This window comes from Advenella sp. S44, assembly GCF_002810445.1.
Lineage (GTDB): Bacteria > Pseudomonadota > Gammaproteobacteria > Burkholderiales > Burkholderiaceae_B > Advenella.
Genome location: NZ_NEXS01000016.1, coordinates 1 through 15,157 on the forward strand (window position 1 = coordinate 1; position 15,157 = coordinate 15,157).

Annotated in this window: 16 protein-coding genes and 1 pseudogene; 10 read left to right on the forward strand and 7 right to left on the reverse strand. The window is 47.8% G+C overall.

All coding sequences use genetic code 11. From position 1 onward, the window contains the following. Nucleotides 1-2 precede the first annotated feature (2 nt). The 3 genes from CAP48_RS19765 to CAP48_RS19775 all read right to left on the reverse strand — a co-directional run bounded on the left by CAP48_RS19765 (nt 3) and on the right by CAP48_RS19775 (nt 1,903). A protein-coding gene (locus CAP48_RS19765; protein ID WP_100699553.1) for an IS3 family transposase occupies nt 3-1,159 on the reverse strand; the annotation gives its coding sequence in 2 pieces (ribosomal slippage) (nt 3-922 and nt 922-1,159; 1,158 coding nt in all). 212 nt (nt 1,160-1,371) lie between these two features. Next, on the reverse strand, nt 1,372-1,644 hold the full coding sequence (locus tag CAP48_RS19770; protein WP_100699598.1) for a type II toxin-antitoxin system YafQ family toxin: 273 nt from the start codon (nt 1,642-1,644) through the stop codon (nt 1,372-1,374). A 1-nt stretch (nt 1,645) separates the two neighbouring features. Beyond that, a complete protein-coding gene (locus CAP48_RS19775; RefSeq protein WP_025374874.1) occupies nt 1,646-1,903 on the reverse strand; it encodes a type II toxin-antitoxin system RelB/DinJ family antitoxin in 258 nt (85 codons plus the stop codon). A 201-nt stretch (nt 1,904-2,104) separates the two neighbouring features. On the opposite strand from CAP48_RS19775, the gene CAP48_RS19780 reads away from it, so the two are divergent. From CAP48_RS19780 to CAP48_RS19790, 3 genes are read left to right on the forward strand one after another with little or no spacing between them, the layout of a single operon-like run. Then, nucleotides 2,105-2,752: an AAA family ATPase gene (locus CAP48_RS19780; protein ID WP_100699599.1), complete on the forward strand. Its 648-nt coding sequence runs from the start codon at nt 2,105-2,107 to the stop codon at nt 2,750-2,752. A 32-nt stretch (nt 2,753-2,784) separates the two neighbouring features. After that, a complete protein-coding gene (locus CAP48_RS19785) occupies nt 2,785-3,045 on the forward strand; it encodes a ribbon-helix-helix domain-containing protein (protein ID WP_100699600.1) in 261 nt (86 codons plus the stop codon). Between the two features lie 52 nt (nt 3,046-3,097). Then, on the forward strand, nt 3,098-4,312 hold the full coding sequence (locus tag CAP48_RS19790; protein WP_242444580.1) for a replication initiator protein A: 1,215 nt from the start codon (nt 3,098-3,100) through the stop codon (nt 4,310-4,312). Between the two features lie 712 nt (nt 4,313-5,024). On the opposite strand, the gene CAP48_RS19795 is transcribed toward CAP48_RS19790, so the two are convergent. Together CAP48_RS19795 and CAP48_RS19800 are read right to left on the reverse strand one after the other, a co-directional pair. Beyond that, nucleotides 5,025-6,296, reverse strand: a complete 1,272-nt coding sequence (locus tag CAP48_RS19795) for a Y-family DNA polymerase (protein ID WP_100699601.1) — start codon at nt 6,294-6,296, stop codon at nt 5,025-5,027. Continuing rightward, nucleotides 6,293-6,721, reverse strand: coding sequence for a LexA family transcriptional regulator (locus CAP48_RS19800; protein ID WP_100699602.1), 429 nt, complete (start codon nt 6,719-6,721; stop codon nt 6,293-6,295). Before CAP48_RS19800 ends, CAP48_RS19795 begins: the two co-directional genes overlap by 4 nt. 153 nt (nt 6,722-6,874) lie before the next feature. Between CAP48_RS19800 and CAP48_RS19805 the strand changes: the two genes are divergently transcribed. Together CAP48_RS19805 and CAP48_RS19810 are read left to right on the forward strand one after the other, a co-directional pair. Further along, nucleotides 6,875-8,578 carry an AIPR family protein gene (locus CAP48_RS19805; RefSeq protein ID WP_369806377.1) on the forward strand — a complete coding sequence of 568 codons (1,704 nt, stop codon included), beginning with the start codon at nt 6,875-6,877 and terminating at the stop codon, nt 8,576-8,578. A gap of 376 nt (nt 8,579-8,954) precedes the next feature. After that, nucleotides 8,955-9,311, forward strand: a complete 357-nt coding sequence (locus tag CAP48_RS19810; protein ID WP_100699603.1) for a hypothetical protein — start codon at nt 8,955-8,957, stop codon at nt 9,309-9,311. Nucleotides 9,312-9,375: 64 nt separating this feature from the next. On the opposite strand, the pseudogene CAP48_RS19815 reads toward CAP48_RS19810, so the two are convergent. Together CAP48_RS19815 and CAP48_RS19820 are read right to left on the reverse strand one after the other, a co-directional pair. Further along, nucleotides 9,376-9,495, reverse strand: a pseudogene (locus CAP48_RS19815) (SDR family oxidoreductase); the annotation flags it as partial. A 213-nt stretch (nt 9,496-9,708) separates the two neighbouring features. Then, the gene (locus CAP48_RS19820; protein ID WP_100699604.1) at nt 9,709-10,635 is read right to left on the reverse strand and encodes a LysR substrate-binding domain-containing protein; all 927 of its coding nucleotides are present in this window, start codon (nt 10,633-10,635) and stop codon (nt 9,709-9,711) included. Between the two features lie 95 nt (nt 10,636-10,730). On the opposite strand from CAP48_RS19820, the gene CAP48_RS19825 reads away from it, so the two are divergent. The 5 genes from CAP48_RS19825 to CAP48_RS19840 all read left to right on the forward strand — a co-directional run bounded on the left by CAP48_RS19825 (nt 10,731) and on the right by CAP48_RS19840 (nt 15,101). Then, nucleotides 10,731-11,804, forward strand: a complete 1,074-nt coding sequence (locus tag CAP48_RS19825) for a tartrate dehydrogenase (protein ID WP_100699605.1) — start codon at nt 10,731-10,733, stop codon at nt 11,802-11,804. 41 nt (nt 11,805-11,845) lie between these two features. Next, nucleotides 11,846-12,829: a tripartite tricarboxylate transporter substrate binding protein gene (locus CAP48_RS19830; protein WP_226817338.1), complete on the forward strand. Its 984-nt coding sequence runs from the start codon at nt 11,846-11,848 to the stop codon at nt 12,827-12,829. 12 nt (nt 12,830-12,841) lie between these two features. Next, the gene (locus tag CAP48_RS19835) at nt 12,842-13,843 is read left to right on the forward strand and encodes an alpha/beta fold hydrolase (protein ID WP_100699606.1); all 1,002 of its coding nucleotides are present in this window, start codon (nt 12,842-12,844) and stop codon (nt 13,841-13,843) included. A gap of 162 nt (nt 13,844-14,005) precedes the next feature. After that, on the forward strand, nt 14,006-14,239 hold the full coding sequence (locus CAP48_RS20280) for a hypothetical protein (protein ID WP_161495313.1): 234 nt from the start codon (nt 14,006-14,008) through the stop codon (nt 14,237-14,239). After that, complete coding sequence (locus tag CAP48_RS19840) at nt 14,226-15,101, forward strand: NAD(P)-dependent oxidoreductase (RefSeq protein WP_161495314.1); 876 nt, start codon at nt 14,226-14,228, stop codon at nt 15,099-15,101. The genes CAP48_RS20280 and CAP48_RS19840 overlap by 14 nt, the downstream gene beginning before the upstream one ends. Nucleotides 15,102-15,157: the final 56 nt, after the last annotated feature.

Here is a 15,157-nt window from a genome sequence, read left to right on the forward strand (position 1 = left end):
TTTTATAGACAGTTCGTAGCCTCAGAAAAGTATTGCTGTTCGTAGTTTACCGGCGATAGGTTGGCCGCATGGCTATGACGGCGGACAGGGTTGTAAAACATTTCGATATAGTCAAAGATATCCTGTCGTGCGTGCTCTCTGGTTTTGTATATATTACGTTTAATTCGTTCACGTTTGAGTAATTGGAAGAAGCTTTCTGCGACAGCATTATCATGGCAGTTTCCGCGTCGACTCATACTCGGTTGTAGATTATGGTTGGCCAGGAACGCTGCGTATTCGTAGCTCGTAAATTGACTACCCTGATCTGAATGGACCATGATGGGTTGCTTGGGTTTGCGACGCCATACTGCGGCGAGCAGTGCCTGCAGAACTAAATCTTTGTTCATTCGTGAATCCATCGACCAGCCCACTACCTGGCGCGAGAATAAGTCCACCACAACAGCCAGATAGAGCCAACCTTCATGGGTACGGATATAGGTAATATCGGTCACCCAGACTCGGTTCGGCGCTGCGACATCGAATTGCCTGTCCAGAATGTTAGCCACTACATTATGGGCAGCGCCACCATAAGACCCGGGTCGACGACGACCATACCCAACCTGAGCACGCCATCCGCAGCTACGCATCAAGCGCGCTACGCGATGACGGCTGCAGGTCTCGCCCAATGCCAGTAAATCCAAATGCACCTTGCTGTAGCCATAAACCCGGCCACTCTCAAGCCAGGAGGGCTTCATCAGAGCCAGCAATCGCTGGTCTTCATGATGGCGTGTGCTATAGGCATTGCGTCTCCAGGCGTAATATCCACTAGGATGAACGCCTAGCACCTGACACAGTCTGCGCACCGGGTATTGAGTCGAATATTGTTCTACAAACGCGTACTTTAGCCGGACTCCTTGGCAAAATACGCGGCGGCCTTTTTTAGGATATCTCGCTCTTGGGTCAATCGTTTGACCTCAGCACGTAGACGCCTGAGCTCGATCGCCTCAGTGCCAGCCTGCTTACCTGACTGCGCAGACTTACCGTATCGCTTGATCCAGGCATACAGGCTGTGGCTCGACACGCCCAGTCGTTGCGACACTTCAGCCACCGGTCGGTGGTGTTCTGTAATTTGCTTTATCGCTTCGAGTTTGAATTCTTCCGTAAATCGGACCTTGCTCATAATAATCTCCATCTGTGAGTATTATGAGGCTTAAAAGTGTCTAGTAAACCCTGGCCGATTCACATCCCTATGAAGACTCCCAGGCTTTTGATTTTGAAATAGTATGGAAAAAAGAAAGCTATAGCACATTATTTTAATGTGTATTCAACTTATAATGAATATTCAAAATATATTCAATATAAGTTTATTTATAAAGCCCTCTACTTTGTAATTTATTCTTCGAATAGGTCTGAATGGGTGCCTGTTCTGTTTAATTGCAGCTCCTCACCCACTACGCGATATATCAAAAGCCAATCAGGTTCTATATGGGCATCGCGATATCCTGACCATTGACCTTTCAATGGATGGTCACGGTATTTTTCGGGCAACGGTTTTTCTTCAATCAACAATAGTAGCAAGGTACGCAGTTTATCTAGGTCTTTACCACGTTTTTCTGCTCGTTTCACGTCTCGCTTAAATTGTCCGGAGCGTACGGGTGTCAGCACTTTAGATCCCTAAATCTTTAAACAGATCTTCGGCATTGTCGAAACGTTTACCCTTCCCTGCTTCTAATTCCTTCATTGCTTTTCGTGTTGTGCGATTTGGTACTTGTACATCAAATGGCAAACGCCCTTCTTCTGCTACACGAAGGAAAGTCAGGCGGATTAAATCGGACGCACTTAACCCCATGCGTTCTAGTGTCGCTATGGCTTTGTCCTTCATGTCTGCGGGTATACGTGCGCGGACTACGGCATCAGCTCTCATGGCTTTGCTCCAATGATCAGTAAAAACGATATTGTAGCTCAATTGTAGCTACAATGCAATCCCCTGCTATGACTTAGCCACACTAAATGCACATTTAATGAATATTCAAAACATATTCATAATGGCATAAAATGTGTTGACCATTTTAATTACTTTAGATATTATTTACCCATTGAATGAATATTCAAACGAGGTGAAACCGTGATTGTTGCTATAGCAAATACAAAGGGTGGGGTTGGTAAAACGACTCTAGCAGTTCAGATTGCAATCGCTCGGGCGCGTGCTGGGCGAGACGTGTGGTTGATTGATGGCGATCGGCAAGGAACCGCAGCTGCGGCCATAGCCATAAGATCCGAAGGGGAAACTATACCTGGAATCGCCTGCGCGCAATATCCAGATGGTCCGCAGTTGAGGGCGCAAGTGCAGCAGCAGCGCAATAAATGGGACGACATTATTATCGATGTAGGGGGTAGGGATTCAACAGCCCTCCGTGCGGCACTTACCCTGGCCGATACCCTACTTGTCCCATTTGCGCCGCGATCATATGACGTTTGGGCGTTGGATGATATGGCCGCCCTGGTTGATGAGGCTAATAGTGTGAGGGACGGTCTTAGGGCTTTTGCTGTTCTGAACCTAGCTGATCCAGGTGAGCAATCGACCGATAATGCCGAGGCTGCCGCAGCAGTCGCGGAAGTCCCTCAATTTCAGTATTTATCAACTCCAATTCGCCGCCGTAAGGCTTTTAGCAATGCCTCCGGCGCAGGCTTGTCGGTATCCGAATTGAAACCCAAGGATGCAAAAGCAATAGCTGAAATTGATAAATTAATTGAATCTATTTTTAATGTGTAAAGAATATTCAAAGCAGTACAGGAGAATATAGTATGGCGATACATGCAAAACCCAAAAAACCCCTAAGTAAAGAAGCGGCTGCCGAAGCGTTTGTAACTGGTGCGCCTGATGCGACTGTAAAACCTGAAACATCTGTGGGCTATGATAAAGGAATCGTGAAGGGCCACAAGCGCCAAGTCAGTATTACTATTTCACCCGATTTGCTCCGTAAGATTGATGCAAAAGCTGAGGCGATGGGAACAGGGCGGTCGGCATTTATATCAATGGCCGTATTCAAAGCATTGCAGGAATAGTATTTATAATATATTTTGAATATTCATAGTATATTAATTAAAGGTGAATTATATGAGTAAAACTGATTTGCAGGAGGAGCAGATAAGCCTATATCCTGAGGCAGTTAATTCCTATGAGGCCACCGGAAAATCTGAGGAGATCCTAGATCATTTGCGCTCCTGGCATCGCACATTGTCGGATCAAATTGTGGACGCCAATCGTGAATTGGCCGGGCTGATCGCAAAGGGGAAAGGTAATACTGAAGAAGCAGAGATTATTAAGAAGCTCTTAGTCAAGGTCCAGGCTCGGCGCGTCGAGGTCGAAAAGAATATTGAAGAAGAAAAAAAAGAACTTGAATATTTTCGGTCGCTGCATAAGCAGAGTATGGTAGAGGTCGAAACGATTGATGAGCCTACTGAGCAAGGGTTGATCCGGGTAAGGCACCCAAATCGCGATTTTTTCCTGGCAGACATGTTTGATTATGCATTGAAAGATGATGGTGCAAGCATGGAAGCCCCGATTTTTACTTTATCCACGAAACCTGATCTAAGCATATGGGAATGGCGAAGCAAAGACGGAAATAAATATGTCAAAGTCACTCCCTCCGTACTTGGCCGGGCTACTCAGCACGATAAAGATGTACTGATATATGTCGTATCGCAAATGACTGAGGCTCTAAATAGGGGCCGTGAAGATGCTAAGAACCGAACAATACGGTTCACAGTACATGATTTCTTAGTTACAACTAATCGGCAAACCAGTGGTGAAGGTTACAAGCTCTTGCATCAAGCATTTGAACGCTTACGCGGTACTTCTGTTTCCACTGATATACGAACAGGCGGGACCCGAGTACGAGAAGGGTTTGGCATTATTGATCGCTGGAAAATCATCGAAAAATCACGCACTGATGAGCGAATGATAGCTGTGGAAGTGACGCTATCTGACTGGCTTTTCAATGCCGTTCAGGCATATGAAGTATTAACGATTCACCCGGATTATTTTCGCCTGCGCAAGCCAATGGCTCGGCGGTTATACGAGATTGCAAGGAAGCACTGTGGACGCCAATCTCAGTGGGTAATAAGTCTACGTCTATTGCAGGAAAAAACAGGTAGCAAATCTACATTGAAAGAGTTCAGAAGTGCCATTCGCGCAATTCAGGCGGATAACAGTCTGCCCGAATATAGTTTGTTTTTGGACGAAGCGAATGATCAGGTTATTTTCACTGCGCGAAATGCTGGCCAACTCTCGCAAAATCTCGTCAAAGATATGACAAAGATGCCTGTTTGATACGTCATTTCACCCACCGTTGTTTTTTTCCTTGTGGATAAGTTCTAAAATCCGTGTTTTCCTGTGGATTGGTTCGTCATTTCACCCACCTTTTCTGTGGATTCATTCGTCATTTCACCCACCGGCCATTCGTCATTTCACCCACCGGGTCTTTTGCTAGATCGCTGTTTTATAAACGGAAAACCCCAATATTTTTGACCGTAACGCGCGCGCGCGGTTTTAACTATTATTCTTTAACGAAAAAAAGCGCCTAACCCTCCGGTCGCTAAGCTCCCTTCGCCCTTTGCTACGCAAAGCCTTTCAATTCATGTCCCGCTAAAGCGGGAAATATGAACCCTCACCCCAACACTGAGCTAATCGCTAGACTATTCCAGGAAAACCGTAAGGCCCTGGCCGCGGGAACCGTGCCGGTTCCCCTGTCCTCCCTACGCTAACGCTTCGGTCGCGGCCTCGACCCCTTTTGTGGAAACCTACGGTTTCCCCCGCAAGCGGCACCCCTTTCCCTCCTGTTTTGCAGAACAGAGGGTAACAAAAGCGTCAAAATCGATAACAATGGGGTAAATCAAGGCATGGCGCGTTTTTTTTTGAAAACCTAATGCCTGAAGCCTGTCGCGGTGAAAAACCGCTTAAAACGGCTGTAATTCGGCGCGGGCTAACGGATAAGATAGCAATCGGGTGCCAGAGCCTGGCTCTAGGACCCTATATCTTTGATTCAGGCCCTGGCGATTGGCACTTCGTGCCAGTTCGTAGTATACCCCTGGCTTTTGCGCTCCTGGCGCATATACCAATGTTCGCGGTCGTGAAACCCGATACTTCCTGTTTTAACGGATCCTCGGCCATATCGAGCATTGATGCCGTCCAGGGCCACCATCAGCTGCGCCCGCTTATCATGCTCTGGTTCCACGGGAAACAGTTCGCCCTGGACGGTATCGGCAGGCGATATGTCCATCAGCATGACGCCCGCCTTTTTATATTTGAATCCTGGCCGCCAGATTGCTTCCAGCGCCTTTAGTGCATGTTTGGTAAACACCAGGTTGTCAGCGGACGGGTAGGGCGGGGTGACTAGGCGGCTATTGCCATACTGCTTGCCTTTGTCAAACGGGCTAGTGCGAATGAATATCTGCATACTGGCGGCCACCGAATTTTGCCCGCGCAGTTTGTTGCAGGCGATGGCAACAAACTCAGACAGGGCGCTTTGCAGTCCGGCCAGGTCGGTCATTGGCAAACCAAAGGAACGTGACGAGATTATCTGCTTTTTAGGGTCGGCCACTTCTTCCAGATCGATGCGCGAGATCCCGCGCAGCTCTTGCACGGTCTTACCCACCACAATGGAAAATTCGGCTCTGGCCACTTCGGGTTTCAAGCGGGCCAGGTCAAAAACCGTATAAATGCCCAGCTCGTTAAGCCTTTTGGCAATGCGCCTGCCGATGCCCCAGACTTCCCCAACTTCAATATTTTTCATCATGGCGGCCAGTTGGTACCGGTCCAGCTGCGTCAAATCACACACACCGGACCAGGCTGGCTGCTTTTTGGCAATATGGTTGGCCAACTTGGCCAGGGTCTTGGTGGCGCCGATGCCCACACAGGTGGGAATCCCTATCTCGCGCAGGACAGCGGCCCGGATTTTCTTGCTGTAGGTGGTTAAGTCTTCGGTAATGCCCGAAAAGTCAGCGAAACTCTCGTCAATACTATAAATTTCTTGGCGAGGCGAGAACCGGCCAATTATGCTCATCATGCGGTCGCTCATGTCACCGTATAGGGCAAAATTACTACTCAGCCCTATGAGTCCCTTTTCTTCCAGGTGCTTGATCTCAAACCAGGGCTGGCCCATTTTGACGCCCAGCGCCTTTGCTTCATCTGTGCGCGAAATGACACAACCGTCATTGTTGGAGAGCGAAATAAGCGCTTTGCCTTTAAGGGCTGGTCTAAACACGCGCTCGCATGAGCAATAGAAGCAATTGCCATCGATCAGCCCATAGGTCATATCATATCCTTGATAACGTGGGTGACAACGCCCCAGATCATCCATTCCTGGCCAGGAATCGGCACTATGTCAGGGTAGGTGAGGTTAGCGGCTTTAAGGCGTATAACGCCGTTTTTCTTGTGCAGACGTTTGACAGTCACATCCCCATCGATTTCGGCAATAACGATGCTGTTGTGCTTGGCTGTCAGGGATCGATCGACAATCAGATGGTCGCCGTCGTCAATGCCTGCCTCCTTCATCGAGTGGCCTTTGACGCACAGGTAAAAGGTGGAGGTAGGGTTCTTGACGAGGATCTCGCCAATGTCGATCCGGTTCACGGCCAGATCCTGGGCAGGGGACGGAAAGCCTGCCGGCGTCTTGCACATAATCAGCCCAACACTGGCCGAGGTTTCCACCAGGGGGATCAGGTCAAGGTAGGTTTTCATGGTGGATAATACTGTATATAAAAACAGTATTATCCACCAAAAAACAGATTGCAGAACTCCAATCTAGGCAACTTTTATGTATTTGCGTAATCGCGCAGTTGCTACAATTAATGATAAAGTGCAACAATTATTAATTTACTAAATTGTGAGAACATGATGCATCGGATAGTTGCGAGTCATTTAAATAGCTTTGTGACGGAACATGCACTTGAGGCTGACGAAAAATCAGTTCAATTCGAAAAGTTTGCAAATTACGTTGTCATGTCAAATCGAATTGCTTCGAGCGTTGAGTTGGATGACATAACCACTGAACAAAACGACGATGGCACTGACGGGATAGCAGTTATTATCAATGAAGACCACGTGATTTCGAAAGAGGATGCTGAAACAGTATTTTCGAACGAACGTCGTAATAATGATGTTGAAGTTGTATTTGTTCAAGCAAAAACTACCGATGGTTTTGATCTTGGAGATTTTTTAAAATTTAAAGAATCTGTGCTCAGATTTTTCAGCGAAGATCCTTATAGTACCAACAGCGAGCTACAGCAAGACGCCAGAGCCGCTTTTGACGTAGCAATTGCAAATGTACCAAAGATTCGGCATGGTAAGCCGAGCGTTGCAGCAGCATATGTCACAACTGGGAATTACGAAACACCAAAAGAACTTGAGACTGCACGTCTGAAAATGATTAATGAACTCAAAGAGTTAGGTTTTTTTCAAAATATAGACGTCCGTTTCATGGGACGAGACGAGTTAGTAAGTGCGTGGGTGGCTAGCTATAGTGCTATCGATGCTAGTTTGACAATGAATAGCAGTGCATCATTACCTGAAATTGCGGGTATTGACGAAGCATATCTTGTTGTTGTAAAGGCTAAAGATTATGTTGAGAAACTTCTTGTGAATGATGATGGCAGTATACGAGGACAACTTTTCGAGGAGAACGTACGCCATTTCCTTGGCGCTGAGAATCCCGTTAATAGTCAAATTGCAGAAACATTAAAAGACCAAGAAAGCAAAACTAGATTTCCAGTCCTTAATAATGGAGTGACAATAGTCAGTCCTGATGTACGCGTCCAGGGAACGATGTTGCATATTTCGAATTTTCAAATCGTGAATGGCTGCCAAACATCCCATGTCCTTTACGAAAATCGAGCAGAGTTAACTGACGAGGTCATGGTCACCCTAAAGGTTGTGGAAACGACCGATGAGGATGTATTCAGCGAGCTAGTAAGAGCAACGAATAGTCAATCAAAGATTGAGGAGTCGCAATTTCTATCCTTAAGCCCGATTTCGAAGAGAGTGGAAGCTTACTTTAATACATTTGACGGTCAAGATGGGCGACTTTATTTTGAAAGACGAGATCGACAATATGTTGGAAAGGGGATTTCGGCGATTCGAATTGTTTCGCTGCATAGCGCTGCAAAGTGCGTATGCGCTATGTTCCTTAAACGGCCTGATTTAGCATACCGGTACCCAAAACAGATGTACGACGGCTATGGAGAAACTATTTTCGATATAGGAAATAGAGAAATTATTTACTATGCAAGTGCGCTCACGCTGTATCGCTTTCATTTACTAACTTCAAATGGGACAATTCCCCAGAATATGCGCCGATTTAAATGGCATATTCTTCCACTTGCAGCAGCATTAGCGGCGGGTAAAAACATGCCAAGCGTGAAAGCAAAAAAGATGGATAGCTATGCACAAAAAATTATTAATAAATTCTCACTGCACAGTGCAGAAAGCACGGCCATTTTTACCCAAGCCGTTAGTATGGTCGCTGCGTTAGGGGCGGTCACAAATGATCGATTAAAAAGACAAAGTGTACTTGACGAGTTACTTTCACAGTTAGTTTGAGAAGTAAGATGCGCAGCTTCTAGTACCATCTGCACCGACCTGTCAGTCGCTTAACCATGTGGAGGTTGCCACCTGAGGCAATCAAACCAAGACCTTTCGCGTGCGAAAACACGGGACAACTTGCATTTACGCAAAGTCCCTATCCTGCATATAGTCCTTTAGTGGTGCTTTTGTGGTTAGTGGCTGGCGCGATACTGCATATGTTATGCGCATACTATGCGTATTTTATGGTCTATACGTGCGCTATATTGCATGTTGATTCATCACCAAATAGAAATATTGTGCATTTAAATGGATTTTGACGCATTAATGTCGAATATGATAGCATCAGATATGCTTTTTAATTTAAATATTGTGCATTAATGGGGTTTGGATTATGCATGTTGATGAATTTATCAAAATGAATGCTTCGGAGAGGTCGGCTAAACATTCACAGCTCACCCCTTTTCGAGATGCCATTATCAAGCTCAAAAATGAGGGGTTTACAGAACGAAAAATTCTTGAATTTTTGGCGCTGAATAACGTTGTTGTTAATCAATCGACGTTGCACCGGTATATGAGGAGGCAGGCAGATAGTCAGGAGCAAAAGAAAAAAGCCACTGAGACGGTCAGGCAACGACAAGCGGCACCAAATGGTGATGTACCGAATAAATCACCCAAGGCAGTTGACTCGACAAAACCTTCTTGGGTGCCCGACCATATCAATGTTGATGAACTATTGAGTAAGTCCTGATTTACTGTCTCGACTATGCGTTGCTCTCTTCTTCAAACCTAGGAATATTTGCGTTTTACGGCGATTAGAGCCTGTAGCCGCCGCTCGCTTCGATCACCTGCCCGGTAACCCACCGGCCTTCGTCCGAAGCCAGGAAAGCCACGACCGCAGCGATGTCCGTGGTTTCACCGAAGCGGCCGAATGCAGTATCCGGATGGTCTCGAACATCGGATTGGCTTCAATGGAAAATTCCGGTGTCCGGATCAACTTCATGGACTGCTCCTGAGATGAGGCACTCACGGTAAGAAAAGCAAGCAATAATAAAAACAGCAAGACAAACAGCTTTTTCAGCTTATCATATCGATCCGTTCACGATCCCTTCGGAACGCCAGCTTACTATGTCAATTTGAAATATAGCCTAACCTGACGTTAGGTGCCCAAACTGCGAATCACCGTGCTGGCGCATATACGCTGCCAAGAATTCCACACAAACCCGAACCTTAGCCGATGCATTTAACCTAGATGGATAAACCGCCCATATATTAGCTTGCTGGCGATACGAAGGAAGTACCCGTACGAGACTGCCCTGTTCAATTAGCGCTCCCACGTCCCACGTAGATCGGAGAATGATGCCTCGGCCATCAATTGCCCATTTGACTGACATTTCTCCGTTGTTAGTAGACAATGTTCCACGCACCTTGACCGAGTGTGCTCTCCGGCCGCGTTGCAAGCGCCACACGCCGAACGGATGGTCTCGCTCCTTGACTACGAGACAGTTATGCGTGCCGAGATCAACAAGACTGTTAGGAGTGCCGTGCGCTTCTAAATAGGCAGGCGATGCACAAAGCACGCGATAATTTTTTGCTAGCGGCCTCGCGATGAGATGAGGGGCAATCTCGTCTCCGACTCGAACATCAAGGTCGTAGCCTTCGGCAGCCACGTCGATTAGTCTGTCAAAGACCTCCAGATGCACCTGCACTGAAGCATGCTGTTCAGAAAAAGCAGATAGTGCAGGCGCGACAACGCGCCGCCCAAAGCCAAAGCTGCAGCAAACACGCAATAGGCCGCGCGGTTCGTTGCGAGTAACTCCAACTTCTTCTATCAGATGATCGATGTCATCCAGAATGCGCTGAGCCCAATGATAAATACGCTCACCTGTCTCGGTCGTAACCACTCGACGAGTCGTGCGGTTAAAAAGGGCCGTTCCTAGTGCCTGCTCTAGCATTCTGATACGTTTTGTGACGTAGGCCGCTGACATGCCCAAAGCTGCCGCTGCATGCGAAAAGCTGGAAGTACGCACAACGACACAAAAGACACGCAGATCGGCGGGTAATATATTATTCATAATTCGTGCATAGTGATTTCACATAATGCTTTATTGTATACATTTGCGCTATTCCCTACAATTAATTCGCATCTTTACTTCTACCGAGAATACTTATGTCCTACCCGTTTAAAATCGCCGCCATCGCGGGCGATGGAATTGGCAACGAAGTTTTGCCTGAGGGCCTTCGGGTCGTTGAAGCAGCCGCAATCCGTTTTGGGATGAAATTGGAGATTGTTAATTTTAACTGGGCTAATTGTGTGTATTACGAGCAGCATGGCCAAATGATGCCATCAGACTGGAAAACCCAGTTGCAAACCTTCGATGCCATTTTATTTGGCGCTGTCGGATGGCCCGACACTGTGCCTGATCATATTTCTCTATGGGGATCATTGCTCAAATTTCGGCGCGAATTTGACCAGTACATTAATTTGCGTCACGTGCGCCTATTTGACGGGGTACCTTGTCCACTTGCCGGCCGCCAAGCCGGTGACATCGACTTCTATATCGTGCGAGAAAATACCGAAGGCGAATACACCAATCTAGGTGGCTGCTTATTTCCCGATACAGATCGCGAAATTGTAATTCAAGAATCCGTGTTTACGCGCCACGGGACTGACCGGGTCCTGCGCTTCGCGTTTGAGCTTGCCCGAAGTCGCAAACGAAAACAGTTGACGGTTGCGACCAAAAGCAATGGTATCGCCGTGAGTATGCCATGGTGGGACGGCCGCGCCAACCAAATGTCGGCCAGTTATCCTGACATCACGGTTGAGAAGCAACACATCGATATATTGGCCGCACGTTTTGTCTTGCAACCGCAGCGTTTCAACGTGGTGGTGGCGTCGAATCTGTTTGGCGATATTTTGTCTGATCTCGGCCCTGCTTGCGCAGGGACAATTGGCATCGCACCGTCAGCAAACTTGAATCCTGAGCGCAAATTCCCCTCGCTGTTTGAGCCTGTCCATGGATCAGCTCCGGATATTTATGGGCAAGGTATTGCCAATCCGATCGCTATGATCTGGTCGGGCGCATTAATGTTGCAATTTTTAGGGAGTGAGGATGCGCATGCTGCAATTTTGCGTGCTATCGAAAATTGCTTGAAATCAGGTCCACGTACGCCGGATCTTGGGGGTAACGCGCAGACTGAAGATATCGGTCGCGCTATTGCAGACGAAGTTGCAGGATCCTGAAAAGGCTAAACGTAGTGGACATATTATAAACCAGGAGACAAATGATGAAAAAAAAACTGCTCACTCTAACTATCGTTGCAGAGTGCATTTTGCTACCAATTGCCCAAGCGGAGGACTACCCATCCAAACCAATTACATGGATCGTCCCCTTCGCTGCTGGTGGACCTACCGATTCACTTGCCAGAATGATGGCAGATCGAATCAGTCGCGAATTAGGTCAATCCATTGTCATTGAAAATACGCCTGGCGCGGGTGGAACGATCGGAGCAACACGGGCGGCGCGTGCAAAACCTGATGGATATACGATGCTCGTTGGCCATTTTGGATACATGGCTGCAGCACCTTCGCTCTACGCAAACCTGCGCTATGATCCTGTGAAAAATTTCAACGGAGTGTTCCGCTTTCCTGATACGCCAATGGTATTGCTCGTCAACGGCCAGAGCCCCTACAATTCCCTCCAGGATTTCCTAAGCTCTGCTCGTGCAGAACCCGGGCGCCTAAATGTCGCCCATGCAGGTGTTGGTTCAGCATCACACCTGACTGCAGCCTTGTTCGCTCAGAAGGCTGGAATTGACATTCAAGGAGTTCCTTATAGAGGTGGCGGTCAGGCACTAACTGACGTGATGGGCGGGCAAGCCGACGCTATATTTGACCAAGCCAATACGGTCATGGCATTAGTCGGCAGCGACAAAATCAGGCCACTGGCTCAGACATCCCCCACACGTAGTAAGCAATTTCCTGATCTTCCTACCGTAGCAGAGGCAGGCATTCCGGGGTTTGAAGCACAGACATGGTATGGGCTCTACGCTCCATCGGGTACTCCTCAGTCCGCGATACGCCGCTCCTTTAAAGCTTACCAAAACGCGCTCGCTGACCCAGCTTTTCAAGAATCTTTGTTTAAGCAAGGCCTACAATCACTGCCCGACCAAGAATATCCAGGAGAAGCGCTTGAAAAGCACACTCGGTCAGAAATTGAAAAATGGAACAGCGTTATTCGTAAAGCTGGTATACAACCTCAGTCATGAGGGGGAAAGACTATGAGTATTGCGGCAGAAACCGTTAATGCTAATGGGGGTAGTCACCAAAAGTTCCTGTTGCAATCGTTCCCGTTGTTTTCTGGTGCCTGCATTTCTCCACTGACAGTTGCTTATACAACTTATGGTAAACCAAATGCGGACCGCAACAATTTTGTGTTGGTTTTACCTGGCACGAGTAACACACGCCATGGCGCCTTGCTACATATCGGCCCGGGGCGGGCGTTTGATACAGGTCGCTTCTGTGTCGTATCGATAGACGCAATTGGGGGGGGGGACTCTACCCAGCCTGGTGATGGGCTAGGTGTAGATTTCCCCCCCTATTCAGTCGCTGACATGGTGCTAGCCCAGCATGCGCTGGCACTACATCTGACCAAAGGTTCTCCCCTGGCTGCAGTTGCCGGCGCGTCAATGGGGGCATTTCAGGCGTTAGAGTGGGTAGTGCGTTTCCCTCACTTGGTATCAGCGGCAGTGTTGCTGGTACCTGCTGCACGGGCTGGCCAACTTTTCAAGGAAACAGTCAGACAGATGCGCCGTATAATTGAGTTAGACCCAGCTTGGCAAAGCGGTAACTATCGCAGTAATCCCATCGCTGGATTGCGAGCTGCGGGCCATCACTATTTCCCTTGGACTGTGACAGATGCTTATCTCGAGTCAGTTACCCCTGAGACGCTGGCCGAAGATACTCAAGCAGTTGCCGACAATTTCGCCCTATGGGATGCATGGTCGCTTATACGTCGGTACGAAGCGTCGAGTCAGTTCGACATATCTGCGGGCCGGGGGAGCCTTGATAATGTGTTAGCCAATATACGAGCACGGCTGTTAATCATGCCCTGCCACCAAGACAGGCTCTTGGGCGTGGACAGCGCTAAAATGATACATCGTTTAGCACCTAAATCAGACTACGTGGAGATTGACTCCCTCCGCGGTCATCTAGCCTGGCGACCTATTGCAGAATCTAAAGAAACCAGACTTATTTGGCGTACGGTTTCACAATGGCTTTGATGATCTATCGAAAAGTAACGAGACGGAAAAAGTGTATGCACCAGACTTAAGGTGATCGCTTGCGAGTACGCTGATCCCCAGATTGGGACGGACGGAAATGGAACCGGGGCAGCAAGGAGAACACAACGGGTCGATCATGCATCCACTGAACCAACAAATACCGTGATGTTGCCACGTAGCGATGTTGGGTTCGATCGGCTCAGTCTGTGGAATGTGGCCGAGGTCGCGGGAAAGCGCAAAGATGAGCGACTATCATCGTTAAAGCATACTCTGAAAGGTGAAAAAGAGCACCAGGCACAGATGGAAGATGTTGCTAAGCAGTGGAAGCAGGAGTATCGGTTTGCGTTTTGGTGGCACAGCAAGGGGCTGCGTCAGGACATTGATGCGGCAAATTGACATCCTGGAACGACAAGAGCAAAAACAGCGAGAACAGCAACGCGAACACTGTGCAGGAACACAGTTGAGAGATCCGATTGAGACTAGTTCAGCCATGGCCACGTCCTATATCCTTGGCGTGGCAAATAGTACCCAAAACACTCAGTGGTGCCCAAAGGACCCGCTAGATGTACAAGCCATTTCCGGCGGAATACACGCCGATAAGGCATTTGAATACTCTTTAATGGCGTTGTTAATGTTAGCCACTGGCATGCCAAATCAGATGACAAATCAACGAGCACATCATTGGCAACGATCTTTAACCCCCCTGGCATCTACAAAGCGTGTTTTGGTAGTGGGTTATGGCAATCTAGGTCGTGCAGTAATTCGCGCAGCGAAAGTTTTAGGCATGCAAGTGTCCGCCATTAACAAGCGTGGTGCATCCGCGTCTGCAGTAGATCGATTGGTAGGTCCGTCCCAGATGGATGCAGAATTAAAAGACTGCGACATCCTAGTTCTGGCATGCCCATTAACGGACGAAACTAGACATCTAATTGGGGAGCGTCAATTTGCGCTATTGCCACGTGGCGCTGGATTGATCAATATAGCCCGTGGTCCTATCGTTGATAGTGTGTCGCTCATAAAATTTCTGAAAGCCGGACACTTGGGTGGTGCCATATTAGATGTTTTCGATATAGAGCCTTTAACTGAAAGCTCGGAACTTTGGGATGCCCCAAACTTGGTTTTGACTCCTCACACTTCATGCGACCTGCCCTCTGGCTATGTGGAGCGTTCTCTAGGCATTCTTCTGCGTAATTTAGAACGACTGGAGAACGGCGAAAGAACATTTGAAAATCAAGTGTCGGTCACGCTAGGCTATTGATAATTATGAAGCTTAAGAATCTGGTGTCTTTACCGTAGTGTGCCATTTCGTTATAT